Below are 21,300 nucleotides of genomic sequence, written 5' to 3'. Positions count from 1 at the left end.
GGGCGGCTTTCATATTCCTTACATAACAAGACAAAGAATTCTTTTTATTTAGAAAGACCTACTTGTTGCATCAACAATGCGATTTGAGCTTTCATTTCTTCATTATCGCGTTGTACTTGATCGTATTTAGCAGTTAACTCTAAGTCATGTTGTTTCATGCGTTCATTCTCAGCTTTTAACGCAGTCACTTCATCTTGCAATACATATGCAGAGCTGATAGGGCCTGCTTTATAGCGTGCTGGAATGGCTTTCTTAGCATCGGATGTACCAAATTTATAGGATACGCCCGCATTAATCATGTTGTCATGACCGCCAAGAGATACGCCCATATGGAACATTGTAGACTCATTAGTATAATGTGCTACGCCTACAGCAGCAGCTGTGCTGCCTTTGTAGTGACCTACAGCAGCCAATACTTGAGTTGGTTCCAATGGATCATATTGTAAAGGTTTGAGGCCGGAAATAGCTGCACTAGTAGCACCTACATCAGCGATCTTACCATCCACACTACGCATAACATTGCTCAATTGATTTACGTTAACCGCATCAGTGCCATCTACACCAGGGCCTACATTAGTAATTCTATTACCACCGTTATTGAGACCGTCTTTAGTAAGGCTTACAGCATTACCTTGAGCAGGTGTAATTGTCACGCCGCCACCGTTCATAACAGTCGTATTACCAGCAGCATCTGTAGTAGTTACGGACTCAAGACCTTTCAAGTCTTTCGCCAACTTGATGTTATAGCCATCACTAGCAGCGTTTTTCACAACACCAATATTGTTATCCGCTAAACGGTTCACATCCGCACCACCAGTAAGGTTCATAGTATCTCCCAATCCACGAACCACTTTACCGCTATCACCAGGTTGGTCACCTTGGAATACACGGCCTGTTCTTGCTTTATTATTGAAGTCATCATTAACAGCTTTCAATTGGTCTTCTGTTGCGGCACGACCAGGAACTGCTACAGGATTTTCAGGATCCCAAGTTTTGTTATCCAAACCTGTTACAAAGTTGCCTTCTTTACCGTCGGAAGTTTGTTTCCCTACGACTACATCGCCGGCTTTCACAGTATTTGCAGTTACGGAACCATCATTGCCGTCAATCTTAACTTGATTACCGCCATTGCCAGCTGTAATTGTACCTGCAGAACCATCGATGTTAACTTGTTTTGCTGGATCTTGGCCAAGAGTGATTTTATCATTCAAGGCCATTTTGATAGCGCCGTTGTCCACGGAAGTTTTGATATTACCGTCACCTTTTAGATCGATTGTTTCACCAAGAGGTTTCTTCACGGATTGACCGTCTTCCGCTTCAAGACCAAAGCCTTTAGTTTTAAGGCTTTCAACAGCATCATGCAATTGACCGCCGTTAACAGCGTCTTTGCTGTCTTTTGCAACATTACCATCTTGAACGTTTGTAACCTTCTTGCCTGCTGCATCGATGCCGTCCTTCGTCATAGATGGACCATCGGTAATCTTCACGCCGTCTTTTGTAACAGCTGTCAACGGATTACCAGCTGCATCTTTAATAGTCATACCTTCGCCGTTTACAACGGTTTTACCATTTGCACCATTAGCTCCATTGTTGAAAGTAATGGAATTCAAGTCTTTAAGGTCTTTTGCCAAACGAACATTGAGGATATTATTTTTGCTGATAACGCCAATATTATTTTCAGTCAAATCGTCTTCGTTTCTTAAGCCGCCCTTAATGTCCAATTGTTCATTAAGTTTTTTCTTAATCACATTACCGGAGTCACCACCGTATGCCATACCGTCATCTTTGGTTGCCACTTGATGTGTCTTACCGTCTTCATCAGTGTATTTAATACGAGTGATCTCCTTACCGTTGAGGTCCGGATCACCTTTTTCAACGGAAATATCAGCGCTGCGGCCATCTTTACCGTTGAGTCCGATATGACCTACACCGTCTTTACCAGAAATAGATACAGCTTCTTTGCCGTCCTTGCCAGTAACAGCTACCTTACCATCTGTACCGTTCGCTGCATCAGGACCTGTAATGGACACGCCATCCTTACCATCTTTGCCAACCTTCACGGATTCAGCTTTAAGATTTTTATTCATCTTCACATTGATAGTTGTATCACCAGATGTTGGATCTTGTGTGATGAAAGTTTTAAGGTTTTCACCGCTGTAATCATCGTCATCTGCAGTGCCTTCACCTTTAATAGTCACTTTGGAGCCAAGCTTGTTAGTTTTTTCGCCGCCTTGGTTAGCATCGAATTTCAAACCTTTATTAGTCAATGCATCCGCACTATCTTTGATTTTGTCATTCAAGTAGTCCACATTAACCGCTTCGCTACCATCGTTTCCTGTAGCATATGCTACATTCGTTACGTGAGTGCCACCTTGTTTGTTGTTATATGTAGGACCTTCGTAAGTTACCTTGGATTTATCAAGATTACCTGTAGGGTCCAAATCATACTTAACAGCACGGTCGTTCAATTTATCAAGTTTGGATTTAGAAGCAACGTCTTTAATTGTAACGGTTTCTGTTTGATCTGGATGATTCTTATCCTGTACAGTCAACGCTACATCGCCGTTCGCATCTACAGTGTAGTCTCCATTGGAGCCTGCCGCCTGATTCTTGATCAAACGATAATCAGTGGAGTTAGCACTTTGAGCATCCAACGCTTTTTTCAATTGATCTTCTGTTGCCGCACGACCAGATACAATCTTATTTGCATCCCAATCTTTATTATCAAGCCCTGTTACATAATTGCCTGTTTCGCTATCACCAGCTGTGTTGTTAACAGTTTGACCACCCATAGTAGCACCGCCTGCTTTCACAGTCTTAGCGGCTGTTACGGAATCAAGATTTTTAAGGTCTTTCGCCAATTGAAGTTCCAATTTGTCAGTGCCATCAGCTTTTACGTTGATGTTGCCGGATGCGCTCTTGAATGCAGCAGAATCAGCTTCAGTTACGCCTTCACCTTGTACTTTCACCAAGGAGTTCAATTTTTGTTTATTCACTGTGCCAATGTTGTTACCAGTGAATTGTAAACCGTCCTCCATAGTCGCAACTTGGTGTTCGCCGTTGCCGTCTTTGTAAACGATACGTGTAAGACCGTTTGTACCATCAACGCCTTTTTCGCCTTTAACGCCTGTCATAGGATCGTCGTAACCAGGTTTCACGGACAAGTCGATACCGTTAGTACCATTCACGCCGTTCGTTCCAGCAGGGCCTGTCAAGCCGATGTGGCCTACGCCGTCCTTACCGGAAATAGAAACTGCTTCTTTACCGTTTTTATCAGTCACAGCTACCTTGCCATCTGTACCGTTCGCTGTGTCAGGACCTGTAATAGATACGCCGTCCTTACCATTTTTGCCAACCTTCACAGATTCAGCTTTAAGGTTTTTGTTCATTTTCACGTCAATAGTCGTATTGCCTGTTGCCGCATCTTGATTGATGAAAGTTTTAAGATTTTCACCGCTATAATCAGCGTCAGCAGCAGTACCTTCACCTTGAATTGTAACAGTGGATCCTAACTTGTTAGTTTTTACGCCGCCTACATTGGCATCGAATTTAAGACCTGTGTTGATAAGATCTGTTTTCGCATTAGTAATATTATTATTTAATTCGTTTTTAGCATCGTGTAATTGACCGCCGTTTACAGCATCTTTGGAACCAGCCGCTACGTTACCGTCTTTCAAGTTAGTAATTTTTGTACCGTTAGGACCTTCCAATGTTACTGTGTCATGGCCTGTGTTACCGTCATATTTTACGGAACGATCTTTTACATTATCTAGTTCAGTTTTAGATGCAATATCCTTAATCGTTACAGTTTTAACGTCACTGGATTTTTCGTCTTTTACCTTCAAGTCTACTTGATTGTTTTCAACCTTATAGGAACCGTCTGCCGCGTTGTTCGGATTAGCAATTAAACGGTAATCTGTAGCACTTGCATTAGACGCTTTCAAAGCATCGCTAACCTTCTTAAGTTGGTCTTCTGTCGCTGCGCGTCCCTCTACATACGTAGGATCTGAAATGTCCCAAGTTCTATTATCTAAACCTGTTACAAAGTTACCAGTTTGGTTACCACCTTTTTTATCCGCTACAGTATGATTACCTACAGTGGCAGTGCCTGCTTTCACAGTGTCGGATGCCGTTACGGATTGCAAGCCAGTCAAGTTTTTCGCCAATTGCAATTGTAATTTTGCATTGCCATCAGCACCAACAGCCGCAGAAGTAACACCGATATTATTGCCTGTAGCAAGATCGGAAGCACTTGTTACACCACCTGTGATGTCCACTTGTTTGTTAAGCTTAACATTAGATGTAGCACCCATGTCGCCTTTGAATTTAAGGCCGTCGTTCAATGTCGCCACTTCTTCGTTAGAGCCATCAGGTTTTTGGTATGTAATACGAGTTGTAGTTGTGCTAGGAGCGCCGTCTACACCAGGTTGACCGTCACGAGTAACGGAAATGTTAGTTGTTACACCATCTTTACCGTTGATACCGATTTTACCGTCCTTACCGTTTGCACCAGTTGCAGTAATCGTTTCCACATTAAGGTTTTTACCAAGTTTCACATCAATTGTGCTATCGCCGTTAGCATCTTGAGAGATTTCCGTAATGATATTAGAGTTATCCCCTTTAACTGCTACTTTGGAGCCCAATTTATTTGTTTTTTCACCACCTGTATTAGCGTCGAATTTCAAACCTTTATCAATAAGATCTTGTTTAGTTGTATCAATCTTATTGTTTAATTCATTCTTAGTATTTGTGATTTGGTCACCAAGATCTTGCTTAACTTGATGTAATTGACCGCCGTTGACAGCATCTTTAGAACCAGCTGCTACGTTACCGTCCTTCAAGTTAGTGATTTTTGTACCGTTAGCCCCTTCTAATGTTACTGTGTCATGACCTGTGTTACCATCGTATTTCACAGAACGATCTTTTACTTTATCAAGTTCTGTTTTAGACGCAATATCCTTAATTGTCACAGTATTAACTGTACCGGATTTATCGTCCTTCACTTGTAAATCAACTTTATTGTTATCAACCTTATAAGAACCATCTGCCGCATTGTTCGGATTAGCGATTAAACGATAATCAGAAGCACTTGCGTTAGCCGCTTTCACAGCATCACTAACAATCTTAAGTTGATCTTCTGTTGCCGCACGGCCAGATACATAGGCAGGATCAGTTAATGTCCAATTTTTATTGTCCAAACCGGATACAAAGTTACCGTTCTGAGCAGCACTTTTGTTATCTGTTACAGATTGGGTACCCATAGTAGCAGTGCCAGCTTTTACAGTCTTAGTAGCTGTCACAGTATTAACATTGATGTCTTTACCTAATGCAACCTTAATTGTTGTATCGTCACCAGTTTGTGTAATCGTAGTGCTGATATTAGTACCATCTCCAGCTACTGTTACCTTGGAACCTAATTTATTTGTTTTTTCGCCGCCATTATCAGCATCGAATTTCAAACCTTTATTAATAAGCTCTGTTTTTGTATTATCGAGTTCTGTTTTAGATGCGATATCCTTAATCGTTACAGTTTTCTTATTCGCAGGATTTTTAGCATCTTGTACAGTTAAGTCAACTTTATTGCCAGATACAGTGTAAGCTTTATCAGCAGCACTGCTATTTTCAACTAATTGATAGTCAGGAGCATCTACGTCAACTTTATATGTTTTATATGTACCGTCAGTACCTTCTGTAATCGTTGTATTTTTACCAGCTACAACTTTTACGGCTTTTTGTGCTTCATCACGAATAACGGATTTACCGCCGTCTGTAATGTTGGACAAGTCAGTTTTTGCCACTTTAGTTGGATCTACATCTACAGTGTAATTACGTACACCGCTTGCGTCAGGTTGACCACCTGAAAGCGTCATTAAACCGCTAGTGCCCAAGGATACCTTTGTATCCATGCCATTTACTGTATATGTTTTTTGACCCGTAGTAGGATCTACTGCAGGAGCTCCAACAGTTACATTATTACCGGCCTGTACAATAGTACCTAATGCAGTAATATTCTTTTTACCAGCGTTGGTAATATTGGATAAATCTTGGTTTGCTGCATTATCGATTTTCTTCTTAGTTGCATCAGTCAACGCTACATCGATTGTTTGGTTGTTAACAGATGTCGTAACATAAGAACCGTCGCCTTTTACAGTCAATGTTTGGTTATCCAATAAAACGTCATTTTTGCCAGTGTTGCCGACTACTTTTAAATTAACATTGCGCAATTGTGCCACGTTAACAGCATCGGAATCAGCTGTACCTGCAGCCACGTTTGTGATCTGACGAGTTTTTGTACCGCTGTCACCTACGGACACCGCACCCATAGTGGAAGTCAACGCAGCGCCTGTCAATCCGCTATATCCGTTTGTACGGCTGTCTGCAGTTTTCACATTATAACCTGCTTTGCCTGCTGCAACGGAAGCAACGGAGTTTGCACCCAATGCAACGCCGTCATCTACGCTGGATTTAGCTTTATAACCGATAGCAGTGCTGTTCGCATTAGCTGCAGTCGCATCAGCACCGACAGCTGTCGCGAAGTTACCTGCTGCAGAAGTACGTACACCGGCTGCTGTCGCATTATTGCCTGTAGCACCTGTGTTATCGTAGTTCGCATCGGCAGATGTGCCTTTAGCACTGAAGAAATTCGTTTGCGCTGCTTCAACAGCCTCTTTTACCGTATGGTACGTGCTATTCTTGATATTGAAATCAGGCGCTTTATATGTAGAACCATTCGCTTCATAGCCCGTATAAGTAGGACCTGCAATGGATTTTGCCAAGTTACTGTTTACAAATTTTAATTGTTTAACATTTGTTGCGTCAGTATCGTTTTCACCACCTGCTACATTGATGATACGACGCTCAGAACCTACGTTACCTACCGCAACTACACCGTTTGCAACATTGTTATTTTGTTGGTTAGTGAAAGCAGAGTAACCATTAACCAAGGCACCTCTTACTTCCGTACCAGCACCTAATGCCAAAGAGTTATTGGACTCAGCCTTAGCATTTGTACCGATAGCCATGGAGTTAGTACCTGTAACAGTAGCACCAAGACCGATAGCTGTCGTATTAGTATTGTTTGCTTTTGCTTCTTTACCAATTGCAATCGCACCATCTTTGGAAGCATTAGATGCACCGCCAAGCGCAAGCGCATCTGCACCTAGAGATTTCGCATTACCCCCTAATGCGATAGAATTGGATTTAGTTGCTTCAGCAGTACTACCCATAGCGATAGCATCAGCACCTGTTGTTTTAGCCTGATTACCCATAGCAAAACTGTTTGCACCACTTGCAGTTGCACTTTTACCCATCGCTACCGCATTTTGTGCGGATGATTGCGCTGTATTACCGATGGCAAAGGCATTCTCTGCACTAGCATTAGCACTATAACCCATAGCTACCGCATTGGCGCCACCAGTGCTGGATGAAGAACCGAATGCCATGGAGTCAGATGCAGCAGTAGATGTTCTCGCCTTTGTACCGAATGCAAGAGAACGAACACCTTCTGTTACGGTATTACCATTGGCATTATATTGTGCACTAGGAGTACCATGTTGTTGACCAGGTAATTTTATAGTTTCTGCTGCACCGATTGCAATAGATTGATCCGCTTTTGCTGTAGCAGAATAACCCATGGCGAAACTACCATTACCCTTTGCCCAAGATGCAGTACCTAATGCTGCAGAGAACTCACCTTCTGCAGCGGATTGACGCATCATAGCCAAGGAGTTAAATCCGCTCGCCTTTGTAGCTGTACCAAGAGCCATAGCAGATGGTGATAAAGCCTGAGCATAATGACCTAAAGCAAAGGAAATACCACCTGTAGCTTGAGCATAGTTACCAATAGCTAAACCGGAATAATAGTTTGTAGTACCTTCTCGTATATTTGTATTACTACCGATAGAAATACCGGAGAACATATTTGTTGTATAATTGCTGCTATCATTACTATTATCAAATGGTTTTAAATTCCCTGGATTTTGATAGTTGTATAAATAACTACCATCACTAGACTGTGGTTTGCCAGTAACATACCCAGCACCATTTACACCATCAATAATCATAGCAGTATGATCGCCAGCCGCATGAACCGCAGTAATATTACCACCCATCAATAATGCAGCTACCGCCATAACTGCACTCATACGAGCCCAGGTTGTACCGTTTTGTACGGATTTCGCCTTACCACCACCTGTTTTTACGATTTCAGATACTACTACATAGCATTTTTTTGTCTTACTCCAAATGACATTATAAATTCGATTCATAATTATCCTTCCTTACCAAAAACTTAGTAAAACACAGCACTTGTGTTTCCTCATATTGCAAACAAAATAAAAAGAAGAAGCATAACGATTAGTTATCATCTACACTTCTTGCACAGAATAATAGTATTCCAAATTACGATTCGAATACTATAAATATTTATGATGTATCATCATATACTTACCCACGGCTATACAATATCAAAAAATTTCTATCTTGTAAACAACTTTTTCATCTTTTCTTCATTTTTATCGTTTATTTATTTCTAATTTAATACTTTTTAGTTTTAAGAAATAGAATCTTCATCTTTCCTATCAATTATTACGATAAATCCACATATCGGGATATAACGATTATTGTAATTACGTAATCAATTTCATATTTTTAAACTTTTCAGTTTAGTACTTTCATAGATAAGATAATTTTATATACAGAAGGATTATCATCTACAGGTACACGAAAAAGCCGAGGCCCTAGAGCCTCGGCTTTCACAATATAAATATAGATTATATATAAATATTTATATAGATATTCTATTTTTTTATTAATCCTTATACGTTCAATAGTTGGTTATCCTTCATGATTCTTGGCAATGGTATCCACACGGAATAACACCATTTCAGGTCCAAATTCAGATATGAGTCGATCATCAACGACAACACTGTTAATCAACATACACCGTATGTTGACGACGCACATTTTCCAACATATTAGCACGAACCGATGTTTTTGTATCCGATCGATGGTTACCACCAAACCAAGCCGTATCGACACCGGCTAGACGGAACATGACTTTACCGTACGGACTACCATGCTCATGCTCCGGCTTGTTGTAGCCCATGTCCACGGAAATCCTCGGCGTGAGCTGCAACTCCGTACCGATGCGCAAGCCATGCTTATCCTCACTACGGCGCAACTGCCAACGATAGGCTTCCATATACACGCGCGCCCAACGGGCATTCTTGAAGCTTGTCCCGTATTCCGCAGTATATCCGTTAGACACACTCTCCAAGCGCATCACACCGTCAAGGGAACGCTCGCCGGACACACCGCGATACCAGTTCATGCGAAACGCACCGATACCCGATACATACTCCAGCCCGACGCTCATACGACCATGATTGCCTCTGAACCGATGGTCATAAAACAGATTGCCGCCATAATAATGGTCATCATTCGCCGCGATTCGCCGATACCCGACGCCTACATTCGCCGTCGTCCCCGTATCCGCTGCATTCGCCAACCGCTCCTGTGTAAACCACACATGGCGAGATGTCTCATCATAATGACCTAATGGTTGCAATGTTTCCACACCGTACAAAGGCTTCCAGTTTTTTTGAAAACGCAATGACACAACAGTTCGCTGCATCCACGGTTTCGCCTTCGATCCGTGCATTGCGGAATGAACACCAGTCATGACCACCGCCTGCAACGCAGAGTTGACCGCATCCGTATCGGAATAATGAGTCGTTTTTTTATCTGTAGAGTCCGGCATCTCCAATCCGCCCTGACCGATGACATGATCTGGAGTATGAGATGAATTAACATGGAAGGTATCTGAGTCGTCAGATAATACGGTCTTACTTTCACTATGAACTTGTTTTACCGTAGTCCCCTGCATAGGTTGCGCTGTTCTGTCCACCTGTTTTCCCGACACAGGCATGACAAACATACATAAGGCACTCATCAACACGATTATATATTTCATTACACACTCTTACGTACAAACACACTTCTCATTACGTAATTATGTACGTACTTAATTACGTACATAATACTTAATTACACACGATTACATATGCCGATGATTCATGATTTTATCATGAACAACACATGAAATTATTTCTATTTTATATAAATATATAGAGGATTGTCAATGCAAATACAATACAATATGCTACATTCATACAAAATATCCATACAATATAATCGTTACAATCCATAATAATATTTCATATACATAAGTAAATTTCATTTTATTTATATATAAGCTCTTCTTAAATATTTATAATAAGTGTATAATCAAAATATATAAACAACGTTTAATAAATTCTTAAAAGGAGAATTACAATGAAGAACAAATTATTACCAATGGGCATTATAGCCTTAATCATCGCCGTAGTCATCTTGCTGATCATTCCAGATCCATCATCGAACAACGTAGAAATCGCAAAACATGCGACCAGTGCACAACAAGCGGCACAGGCCATTTCCAAGAATAACCAGACATCTATTCTCATCCACACCATCGGTATGTTCTGTCTCGGCCTCGGCATTGCATCGACCGTAGGCGGTATTATCGTGAAATTTATCAAGAAAGATAACTAAAACCTCTTACAGAACCTAAAAGGGGCTGTAATTGAAATGCAGTTATATCGCATTCAATTACAGCCTTTTCTGTCTATTCTTCTAATGACAAACACACTAAAACCAAAACACAAAAGCTGTACACACATAGTCGATTTTTGAACTACCCTTGATGTAAAATGATTTTGACATCAAAGCCGTTCAATCTAATCTATGTATGTACAGCTTTTATGATTATTTATATGTAGTTATTATAATAATGTATTTCATCTCAATTTGACGATATATATTTTTATTCCTATAATATAGGTAGATAGCCAAGCGAGTGGTTCCGTTAGGCTCATCTCAGAACTATAAATAATTGATGAAATGGCCTTTCAGTTATCCAGTTACTGGTAACGAAGGGCTATTTGTCTTTTCCAAGACAAATAAGAGCCACAAGTGCTCCAAAGGCAATAACTACAGTTATTACCTATAGAATTAGCATGATTAACTCATAATCACTCATAGACACCCCTCCCTTCATTAACAAAGAGAGGCCCAACCTCGTTGACTATCCTAATCCTATTATAAGTCGAACTAATGCTCGATACAATAAGAAACGTTTTAAAGAAATATATGAATGAATCAATAGGCGACTTTACCTGTCATGCAATTATCGATGTACTAAAATCGCTCCTATCTATTAATAATCCGCTTAAAATTTATGTGTAAATCCTGCATTTACAGACCAACCGGCCTTATAATCACCAGATAGACCCGTACTAATATCAGCAAAGATGCTGTTATTTGCATTAAAACCATAGCGACCACCAAAGGCTAAATCTGTCCAAGTGCCTTTAATGTCCTCGGAAGTGTATTTAGTAGTAGCACCACTAGTATATGTAGTTTTTACTGTACCAGAGAATGCATGATTAACGCCAAGACGAGTATATAGATTACCAGCACCGAAGTATTTACCAACTTCAAGGCCAAGACCGCCTACTGTACTGCTCACACCAGACTGTTCTACTTGCATACTGCCAGCATTGAAGCTATCACCACCAAAGTGAGTATAGCTCAATTGTGCTTGTGGGTCGATATATGTACCATTTGAAAGTTTCACGGTTTTACCATAGCGTGCACCAATTGTATACGCATTAGCTTTAGTCTCACCAGAAAGTTTTTCACCAATCTCATTACGAACAGTGAAATCGTTAGATGCACGACCTACTTGGGACTCAATATGGATATATTGGTTGTTACCAAGATTTTTCAAACCATACGCACCAACAGCAAAGGCTTTTTCCTTACCAGAACCGTTAAAAACGTAATCATCGTTACCACGAAGATAGGAAACTTGTCCTCCTACGGTCCAACCGCTACCAGTTTTAGCATCGTAACCACCTTGGATACGAGTGTATGTTGTATCTGTATCGATTCCGTTTCCATTAAAGCTGTATTTACCTCCACCAACGCGAGCCCAAATACCTGTTGGTTCGCCTTGTTGTAATACACGTGAACGATACATATTATCTGTCAACGTTCTCCAACCATTAATATTACTCATAATGGCGGAACGAGCGCCGCGCATATGTGGCGTATCAAACGCACCCATATTCACATGCATCTGAGGATTCTGCTCGAGAGCTGGTGCTTGTTTTTCCTCAGCTTTTGGAGTTGCTTGCGGTGCTGGTTTCACCTCCGGTTTAGGCGCTGGCGCTGGTTTTACCTCAGGCTTTGGAGTCGGTTGCGGTGTTGGTTTCACTTCCGGCTTAGGTGTTGGAACCGGAGCCGGTTTTACCTCAGGCTTTGGAGTCGGTTGCGGTGCTGGTTTCACTTCCGGCTTAGGTGTTGGAACCGGAGCCGGTTTTACCTCAGGCTTCGGAGTCGGTTGCGGTGCTGGTTTCACTTCCGGTTTAGGCGTTGGCGCCGGAGCCGGTTTTACCTCAGGCTTCGGAGTCGGTTGCGGTGCTGGTTTCACTTCCGGCTTAGGCGTTGGAGCCGGTGCCGGTTTCACCTCAGGCTTCGGAATCGGTTGCGGTGTCGGTTTCACCTTACCATACTCATATTTACCCTGACCATTTTTATCAGCCTGCCACGTAACAGCACCTTCCTTAGCATGGCCTTCGGTTAATACTTTAAAACGCACGGATTCAGCACCTTCAGAAGCAATAGCAACCGTGCCTTGAAGATTTCTTTCACCATTTACATAATTGTGATAGTACACCTTATGTGCCAAGTTATCTAAAACTTTATTTACATTATCTTCACTAGACAAGTCTAATCCCTTACGACTCGTATACATATGAGCACCGGAATTAGGTGCCGCACTTGTAATATGGATATCACCACCCCAGAAGGATTCTGGAGTCAACCCATTTACAAGATTTTTACGCTCTTTGTAATCTGGATCTTCTTTGTCATCATACTCACCATTTGGATCATAAATAAAGTTTACATGACCTTCTAACTTATCAATGTGAATTTCATTATGCTCACTTTGAGTTACTATGGATTCAAAATTACGATTTTTTGAACCTACCAAACGATGTACATGGCTTGGAGTTGTCATTGTGCTATATCTAGTGCCATTTAAACCACCTTGATACATATGGTCCCAATAACCACGATCACCAAGAAATACATTGATATGGTTTGGCTGTTTTGCATTCTTATCTGCTAAGTTGAGAGCAAAGCCAGTCCATAGTACTTCATCACTATCTACACCGATATTAATTTCAGATGGATGTGTATCGCTACCATCGATACGCACATCGCCTTCAATGGACATATCATGGCCAGTAAAATTACCCTTATTACCATCTACGCCGAGATTTACAGTACCGCCTTTAGCAATAACAAGTGGATTACTGCCACGACCAACTTGAAGATCGCCATTTTTAATATTCACAGTACTTCCATTTTGACTAGTAATGATAGTCTTTCGTCCATTCATTAGTCTACCAGATACATAATCTGCATTAATAGTACTCTTATTATCTGCATCAATACCATACAGTGTCCCTTGTACCTTTCCCAAGTTTAAGGTCTCACCCTTAACGGCACTAATAACAGTATCTTCTGCCATTACATTAGGCATTACAGAGCTAGCAATCGTCAGGGCAATCGCTAATGATAAGTTTGCTTTACACACACGTTTCATAAGAACCCTCTCTCATTCATACTATAAATTACCATTAAATCTTTTTAATTATAATTTATAGGGGCTATTATTGTAAACATAAGAAAACTGTTTCATCATCAAAAAAATAATAAATAACAAAAGAAAAAGGCGGCACCTAAGTACTGCCCATAATTATAAAAAATCTATTGAAAGCTATATTATCGCTCATTCGAATTTGACGATATATATATTTTTATCCCTATAATATAAGTAGATAGCCAAGCGAGTAGAACCGTCGGGCTCATCTCAAAAGAATAAAAAATATGATGAAATGGCCTTTCAGTTATCCAGTCACTGGTAACGAAGGGCTATTTGCTTTTTCCAAAGCAAAAGAAAAGGCAGAGATTATATAACATGTCCTCCATTACTATATGTTCAGTAATGAAGGACATATCAATAAATCCTGCCTTTTTATCTACGTGCCACGCGCATAGCTGCCATCATACCTGGAGATTTCCAGACGGATTGGCCATTATCCGATACGAGTTTATTATTATCATAAAACACGTCTGCATTGTAATAGTTATCATCGCTAGATGTCACTTTATAGCTAAGACCTGCTGTTGTGTACACCGTAAAGTTGAGTATATCCCCCACTCGCTTTACAGAGTCTTGATCTACATACCAGTTATTACCGAGATATGTCGTAGCATACACATCTTGACGAGCTTCTACATCGTTTGTGCTAATGCCAATTAATACAAGCAATACCGCTAACATATACAAGAATTTACGCATTATAATTACCTCCCGTTTTATGGTAAGAATACTTATATATTATACCAAAAAACACCGATAATCGCATTATAATGGCATTACTTTCTCAACCCTGAACTGAATCCGGTCGAGGCTTGGCGTAATTGCTTTCATCACAGGTTTTTCTATGAAAGCTAACCGCACATAGTCTACGGTCATACCGACGACAAAAATGAGCGCCACTACAAAGATTGCATACAGAGGTAATACTATTGAATCATAGTACTGATACGTTGCCAATACATTGTCCCACATATGATGAAGGAATAGCCTATTGTCATGCAATAGGTATATGCCAAAGGTAGTAGATGCTACCACATTGATCCAAGGGCGATAAGTGATCTTTGCTTTCAAAAAAATAATAAATAAGCCAATACCTAATAGCAATTGAAAGAAGCCATAATCATTTTGCGTAAAGTAGAAAATCTGTTTCATATACGCTGGATCTATCATGGCTAGTACATCGACAAGGATATCCCCTAGAAAGGCCCCTACAAGGCCTATGGTGGTAAATATAATACCTATTTTCTTTGTTATATGTGAGCCATACAGCTTGATGTACGCCCCCATCGAATAGAATACGACAAAGGAAAAGATATGTTTGAATCCAAAGGTGGTATGCGGTACATTAGGCCACAAATTCAATGCCGTCGGTATTAAGAACCAAATTACCGTGGAAACCACTAGAAGCATAACGTAGTATTTATGCTGTAGCCAACGAAGTACTCGATTAATAATAGGCGTTAATAAATAGAGTACCAAAAAGTTCTGACCAAACCAACTCATGGCACCAATGGGCAATAAGGCGAGTATCATATTCCTTGATGTCACCGTATCGAGTCCTAAACCCATAGCCACGCCCAACATGGCAATGCTGTAAAACCATATTTGCCCTACTAACTTGACAAACTTGTACAGCTTAAAACTACTAGAAACCATGAAATAGCCCGTTATCATAACAAAGGCAACTACACCAGCCTTGCCTCCAAGTCCAAATACTTGGAGAAACACCTTATTAAACGTTAAGTCTGGCGTAAAGGGAAATGTCCCATGCACACTAAAATGATGCATAATAATCAGTATCATCGAAATGATACGCAATAACTCAATATTGCTCGCTCTCATTCTCTATACCTCATATTCTTCCTCTCAAACTATATGAATACTACGCCAACTGGTAACTACCATGATGACTTGTATACATCGTATACATCATAAAATACATGAAATATATGAGAATGTTGTGACAAATTTTACACATAAAAAAGACAGCTGATTATACACCAGCTGCCTTTTTGTTAAGCTATACTTATTTATAATACTAATTAACGTTCACAATATTAATATGATATACCAAATCTAATGTTTAGAAAACTGTTGTTCAAAATCAGCAAATCTTAAACATACGTTTATAATACCGACTTATAATAAATTCCTTCTTAGAATGTACGTTTTACGTCTACACCTACTAAGTATGTAGTTTTATCTTTTTTATCGGTCATATTGTGAAGTTTAGACACGCCTACCTTCGCAGCTAAGGACCAATCATTAGATAATTTACGGCTGTGATCAACCCAAACGTTAAGAGCTTTTGCATTTGTATTGAGTTCGCGGTTTAGACGCAAGTACTCAACATTAAAGCCTGTTAAATTTGCTTTCTTATCCCAGTGCCCAAGGCGAGCATATAAACGATTACTACTGTTGCCCATATAATCACCGATAATATTGCCTTTATGTACATAACCATCGTTATAGGACCAATGTGCATACCACCAATTGCTTGTTTTACCACCTTCTAAGCGAAGGTTCCAGTCTTCGTGATTACCAAGTTTTGGCAAGTACACACCTGCAGTCCAAGCAATTTTAGATGGACTTGGAATAAAGCCAAGACCTGTAGCTTGGTCTTCGCCATATACCATGCCGTAGACTTCCATGGATGGTAATGTCCATTTAACATCGTAACCAGCGATACTATTCCATTTATCTTTTAATGCTGAATCAGCATTTTTTCCAATTAAGAAACGGCCATAGTCCGAAAGACTTAAATGGCGCCCTTTACCACCCATAATGGATGTCATGCTAGCACCTAATACAAGACGTTTTGTAGGAGATACTTCAACACGAGCACCTACAAAGTTAGGATGCTTCACATCGTTGCGATCATCAGATAGTTTTGCATATACGAAAGTTGGCTTAATGGAACGCAAGAAGCGGAACGTACCACCCACTTTTACAGGGTTAATAGTCGTTACTTTCACACCTGTTAAAGCATTCATATTGTTGGAAAGGTTGAGGGAGGATTGGTGCATAGGCCCCCACCAAAGTTCATCTTTACCAGCTTGCACCTCTACGGCACCAATATGTGTTTTCACATAGCCGTTTACAAGGCGCGCACTGCTGTCGCCAGCGAATAAATCAGCACGCGGTGTAATAGCATATGCTACATGGTTACCTGCCGTACCACGAATATGCATTTCACCGCTTACTGTAGTACCACGATTATACTTATAACCATTGTTATTGCTGTTCAATGGTTGGTATGTGCTCGCCGTACGAACCCAACCGCCACGGTTTTGGTTGTACTCAGGGGAATTTGTAGAAGTTACAGATACTGTAGCAGAATCGATTACTACTCTGGACTCTTGTTTACCTATTGCCAAAGTTTGAATATCCTCTGCATATTCAGTTTCAAGATTTTGAATCATAGATCGAACGAATTGTGGCGTATTGGTATTCACTTTACCGTTCGCTTCTTGTATCCATTCAGCCACTTGTAAACGGCTGTAGGGCTTAGATGTTGGCAATGTATCAATATAACCTTGAACATGCAAGGAATCGATCATGTCATAGGTTGTAGAATTTAAATTTACATTGGGTGATACAATTTGTGCGCCATAAACGGGACTGATAGCCATCGCCATAATGGCGCTTGTAACTAATAATTTAATACTTTTCACGTAATAACTCTCCTCGATATAATAAATACAATTTGTACATAATCAAAATATACTATCACTCTCAAAATATAATAGTAAAAACTAGGAAATAACCTATTTTTATTTTACCATATACACATGCAAATCTTGTGCAGCTTTTGAATATCTATATTTGATAGAAATAGTCCAAAAGAACCAACTACAAACATACCTACAATTTTAATAACTTCTTTAAGAAAGACGTTCAAAAGTATTTTATAATTTATAATCTTGCGTGACAAAGTATTACACTATTGAAATATTTATTGAATTCTTTCCTATGAAACTATATTTATTAGCAGTCCTTTCGGAATACATCTACGAGATAAATCATTATGTTTAACATACTCAACAGCAGCATCAAAGGACCAATGATCATTTAGAACCTTACTTTCAATCCAATTTATAAAAGATTCTATAGCACCAACTCTCATGATATTAAAGGAGGCACACATTGTTTTTCATATGATGCCTCTCCAGAATCAGCTAAATATACAAGTTGAGAATTACCTTGATTATATTTTGATTTGACACCTAAATCATAATACAGGGTTCACTATGGATTTTTTTATTTGTTCAATTTCATTCTACAATTAAGTAAAATAACTTTCTTTTTATTATAGGAGTAATTCGATTCACTAAGGATACCAATAAACCTGCAATCAAACAGGACACCATTATAGCTAATAGTAATTTGACTGAATAAGTTGTATGAGGTATTAAAAATTGAATCCAATATAAAACTGGCATATGTAAGCAATAAATAGGTAATGATAATTTACCAATATAAGAAAATATCTTATATAATTGGTAATGTTTGTTCATATTAAATGTTGTGAAAAGAGTTATACTCAATAAGCAAAATGTTCCAATAATTAATGGTATTGCTATTTCTAAATTATCTGTTTTACTTCTACAAATCATTATTATATAAACAACAAATAACAAGTAAAATGTATTATTAATATTCCGCTGTAGTCGTTTGATTATATGATTATAATTTGACTCTACATAAGTCACAAGAAAATATAATGTTGTTCCTAAAACAAGTGCAGATAAACCACGTGCATATAGATAAATATTACTATTCCAATGAATAGCATGGCCCATAGCCTCTATATTAAAAAGATATAATACAAAAGGTAATAACCAAGATAGAAGATATTTATATACATTCGTAAATTTAATCATTACACATATAATTAATGGTAAGAAAACTATAATTTGACCTATAAACCATAGTGGAGGGTTAAAATCCAGTAACCCCTTATTTAAAGGAGAACCCATTAATAAAAGTAGATTAGTCGGTAATGATATGAAGGTATGCCTAACAGGCCCTTCATGACCACTTACAATGTAATAAATAAATAACAGAGTTATGCCACTCCAAGCATAAGGTAAAATACGATAAATTTTATCAAGCATATACTTAAATGCATCTTTATATATATTATCTCCAAGATATGGGGTCTTAAAAAAATGCATAGCAGTAAAATATCCAGTAAGCATGAAATAAAATTCTACGAAAAGCCACCCTGTAACAAAATAGGTTCTATTTTCAAATAAATAAGTATGATGACATAAAATTATTATTGCGCCTATAAAGCGACACAATTCTATATGTGCATTTTTCATTAACTATCCCCTATATAACCTACAATACAAGTTAAAATAATTCCCTAATGCCATTATTTAATTTAGGTCTAATATCATTATAAAAATAACCATATAGAACATAGTCCTATATGGTTATTTCTATGAACTAACATAAACTCTTATTTAGTGTTCTAACCAACCATGAAATTTATGTACAGTATTATTAGACCCTAAGTCTACAAGGTATACATAAGATTTTTCCTCATCTACTTTTATAGATAAGGATTTCTTTTTAGACTTAGCTATATTAATAGTAAGTCCAAGAATTTTTATAGTCCGAAAAAAATGCTCAGTAGAAGTGAATCCTTCTAAATTATCACCCGCATCTGCAATCATATGTAACTTATAAAATTTAGACTCACCATACATTTTAAAAGTAAAAATGGCTTGATTTAATTCAGCATCAAAATCAACTTTATATTTCTCTATAGGACCTTCTAATGAAGTTCTATGTGATGTATCTATAGGCTCTACTACTAAATCCATTACTAAATCTATTGGATTATCCATTAACATAAAACAAGTACTCATAAAGCTCCCCTCAATTTCAACTAACCCCTTTAGTTTCCATAAACAACTTTTATAATGATAGTATACTTCATAAACATAAAAAAATATATATACAATGCATCAAAACTTCATCTTCTTTTCATTTTATAATCAATAAGCTACAGCAAAAACACACAAGTTCTTGCCTCTAAATCAATTACTGAATTTAGAATATTACTATACCACCAAAATAGTAAAAGAATAACTATTACCTTTAATCTCATAAGAAATACAATATGAGCATTCCTTATTAGAAAAATGCTTTTACTCCCTATTAACCTATCTCCTCATATATAATAAACCCTATTTAATACTATAAATTTTATTACGATATATTACGTATCCCATAGAAATAGTAACAAATAATTCAGTAATAACTGTAGTTATTGCCGTACCAATACCACCATAATAATACGTTAACGGCCATATAATAATTAAACTAACAATAGCTGCTGATATTAAAATTTTGCTATATATGGATTCCATATGTAATGAAAGCATTGTTTCATAACCTAAAACATTACTCATGGCAACTATCATAGGAATAAAGGACATAATCTTAAATAATATAATAGAGTCATAATAAGATTCACCTAATAAAGGGAGTAAAATCTTATCTCCCCATAACAATAAAATTAGACCGCCACAGAATCCAAACAATATATATATATATAATTGTTTTTTTAGAAATATAATACCTTGTGTATATGATTTTTTTAACAATATATTCACATGTGGATACACTGCATCGTTAACTGCACTTACCATTCTACGTATACAGCCTAACAGTTTATCAGCTGCACTATAATATCCAACAACTGTATGATTAGTTAATGTACCTAAAATAATAATTGATGTAGTAGTATAGAGGTTAATCGTAATCGTTGATAAAAAAATAAGCCAACCTTCTTTATAGATTTTTAACAAACTACCAAAAGATGGTATCGTCCATAAAGATGTAAAACGTCTTGTCAAAATAATAAGTGATATAATTCCAGCAATACATGGTGTACAAGATTGAAATAATGCGGCCAAAACATAATCATTAGGGCCTTTTACTAAAATAAAAATTCCAAATAGACATATAAATCGACCTATTAAATTAAGTATTGTTATATATCTCATTTCTTGAATACCTTGGAAAAACCATATTGGAAATATTATATTTCCTATAACAGCAGTATATGTTGCTATATATAAAGGTAAATCTAAGTCATGTCCAAAATATTGATACAATATGCCCCCAAGTATCAATACAATCGTAGATACTACTCCTAAAAATATAGATCCATACATATACAATGAAAATATATGTGCATAATCACTACTATCTGAACTAGCTAATGCTCTCGGTGCTGTTAAATTAAATCCATAACTAGAAATGAGTACAAGATAAACCATTACACTCTGAGAAAAAACAATAGCGCCCATTTTTTCTGGACCTAATACGATTAACAAATAAGGTACTAGTATAAAAGACAAAACATATTCTAAGGCACGTAATGATACCATAGAAAAAATATTTTCCACTAATTTTGATTGATTAAAAACCATAGACCCTTACCTAAAATAATTACCAACTATCATTAATAAAAGATAGTTGGTAATTCCCGTCGTTTTAATTAA

At 38.1% G+C, this 21,300-nt stretch carries 10 protein-coding genes; 1 reads left to right on the top strand and 9 read right to left on the bottom strand.

The features are described from left to right. Positions 1 to 44: 44 nt before the first annotated feature. Positions 45 to 8,267, bottom strand: coding sequence for an ESPR-type extended signal peptide-containing protein (locus ACGHIY_RS00185; RefSeq protein ID WP_390525534.1), 8,223 nt, complete (start codon positions 8,265 to 8,267; stop codon positions 45 to 47). A gap of 662 nt (positions 8,268 to 8,929) precedes the next feature. Further along, on the bottom strand, positions 8,930 to 9,973 hold the full coding sequence (locus tag ACGHIY_RS00180; RefSeq protein WP_390525533.1) for an inverse autotransporter beta domain-containing protein: 1,044 nt from the start codon (positions 9,971 to 9,973) through the stop codon (positions 8,930 to 8,932). A gap of 362 nt (positions 9,974 to 10,335) precedes the next feature. On the opposite strand from ACGHIY_RS00180, the gene ACGHIY_RS00175 reads away from it, so the two are divergent. Then, entirely contained in the window at positions 10,336 to 10,593 is a 258-nt protein-coding gene (locus ACGHIY_RS00175) for a hypothetical protein (RefSeq protein WP_390525532.1), read from the top strand. Positions 10,594 to 11,269: 676 nt separating this feature from the next. Here the strand turns inward: ACGHIY_RS00175 and ACGHIY_RS00170 are convergent. The 7 genes from ACGHIY_RS00170 to ACGHIY_RS00140 all read right to left on the bottom strand — a co-directional run bounded on the left by ACGHIY_RS00170 (position 11,270) and on the right by ACGHIY_RS00140 (position 21,228). After that, a complete protein-coding gene (locus tag ACGHIY_RS00170) occupies positions 11,270 to 13,717 on the bottom strand; it encodes an autotransporter domain-containing protein (protein WP_390525531.1) in 2,448 nt (815 codons plus the stop codon). A 432-nt stretch (positions 13,718 to 14,149) separates the two neighbouring features. Next, positions 14,150 to 14,476, bottom strand: a complete 327-nt coding sequence (locus ACGHIY_RS00165; protein ID WP_004698031.1) for a hypothetical protein — start codon at positions 14,474 to 14,476, stop codon at positions 14,150 to 14,152. A 66-nt stretch (positions 14,477 to 14,542) separates the two neighbouring features. After that, the gene (locus ACGHIY_RS00160) at positions 14,543 to 15,619 is read right to left on the bottom strand and encodes an acyltransferase (protein WP_278451840.1); all 1,077 of its coding nucleotides are present in this window, start codon (positions 15,617 to 15,619) and stop codon (positions 14,543 to 14,545) included. 314 nt (positions 15,620 to 15,933) lie between these two features. Beyond that, positions 15,934 to 17,451, bottom strand: coding sequence for a capsule assembly Wzi family protein (locus ACGHIY_RS00155; RefSeq protein ID WP_390525530.1), 1,518 nt, complete (start codon positions 17,449 to 17,451; stop codon positions 15,934 to 15,936). A 600-nt stretch (positions 17,452 to 18,051) separates the two neighbouring features. Next, the gene (locus ACGHIY_RS00150) at positions 18,052 to 19,104 is read right to left on the bottom strand and encodes an acyltransferase (RefSeq protein WP_021148821.1); all 1,053 of its coding nucleotides are present in this window, start codon (positions 19,102 to 19,104) and stop codon (positions 18,052 to 18,054) included. Positions 19,105 to 19,248: 144 nt separating this feature from the next. Beyond that, positions 19,249 to 19,656, bottom strand: a complete 408-nt coding sequence (locus tag ACGHIY_RS00145; RefSeq protein WP_038150457.1) for a hypothetical protein — start codon at positions 19,654 to 19,656, stop codon at positions 19,249 to 19,251. A gap of 321 nt (positions 19,657 to 19,977) precedes the next feature. Beyond that, positions 19,978 to 21,228 carry an oligosaccharide flippase family protein gene (locus tag ACGHIY_RS00140; protein ID WP_004698015.1) on the bottom strand — a complete coding sequence of 417 codons (1,251 nt, stop codon included), beginning with the start codon at positions 21,226 to 21,228 and terminating at the stop codon, positions 19,978 to 19,980. Positions 21,229 to 21,300: the final 72 nt, after the last annotated feature.

Source organism: Veillonella parvula (assembly GCF_042850485.1).
Lineage (GTDB): Bacteria > Bacillota > Negativicutes > Veillonellales > Veillonellaceae > Veillonella > Veillonella parvula_Q.
This window is presented reverse-complemented; position numbering and strand designations above follow the sequence as displayed.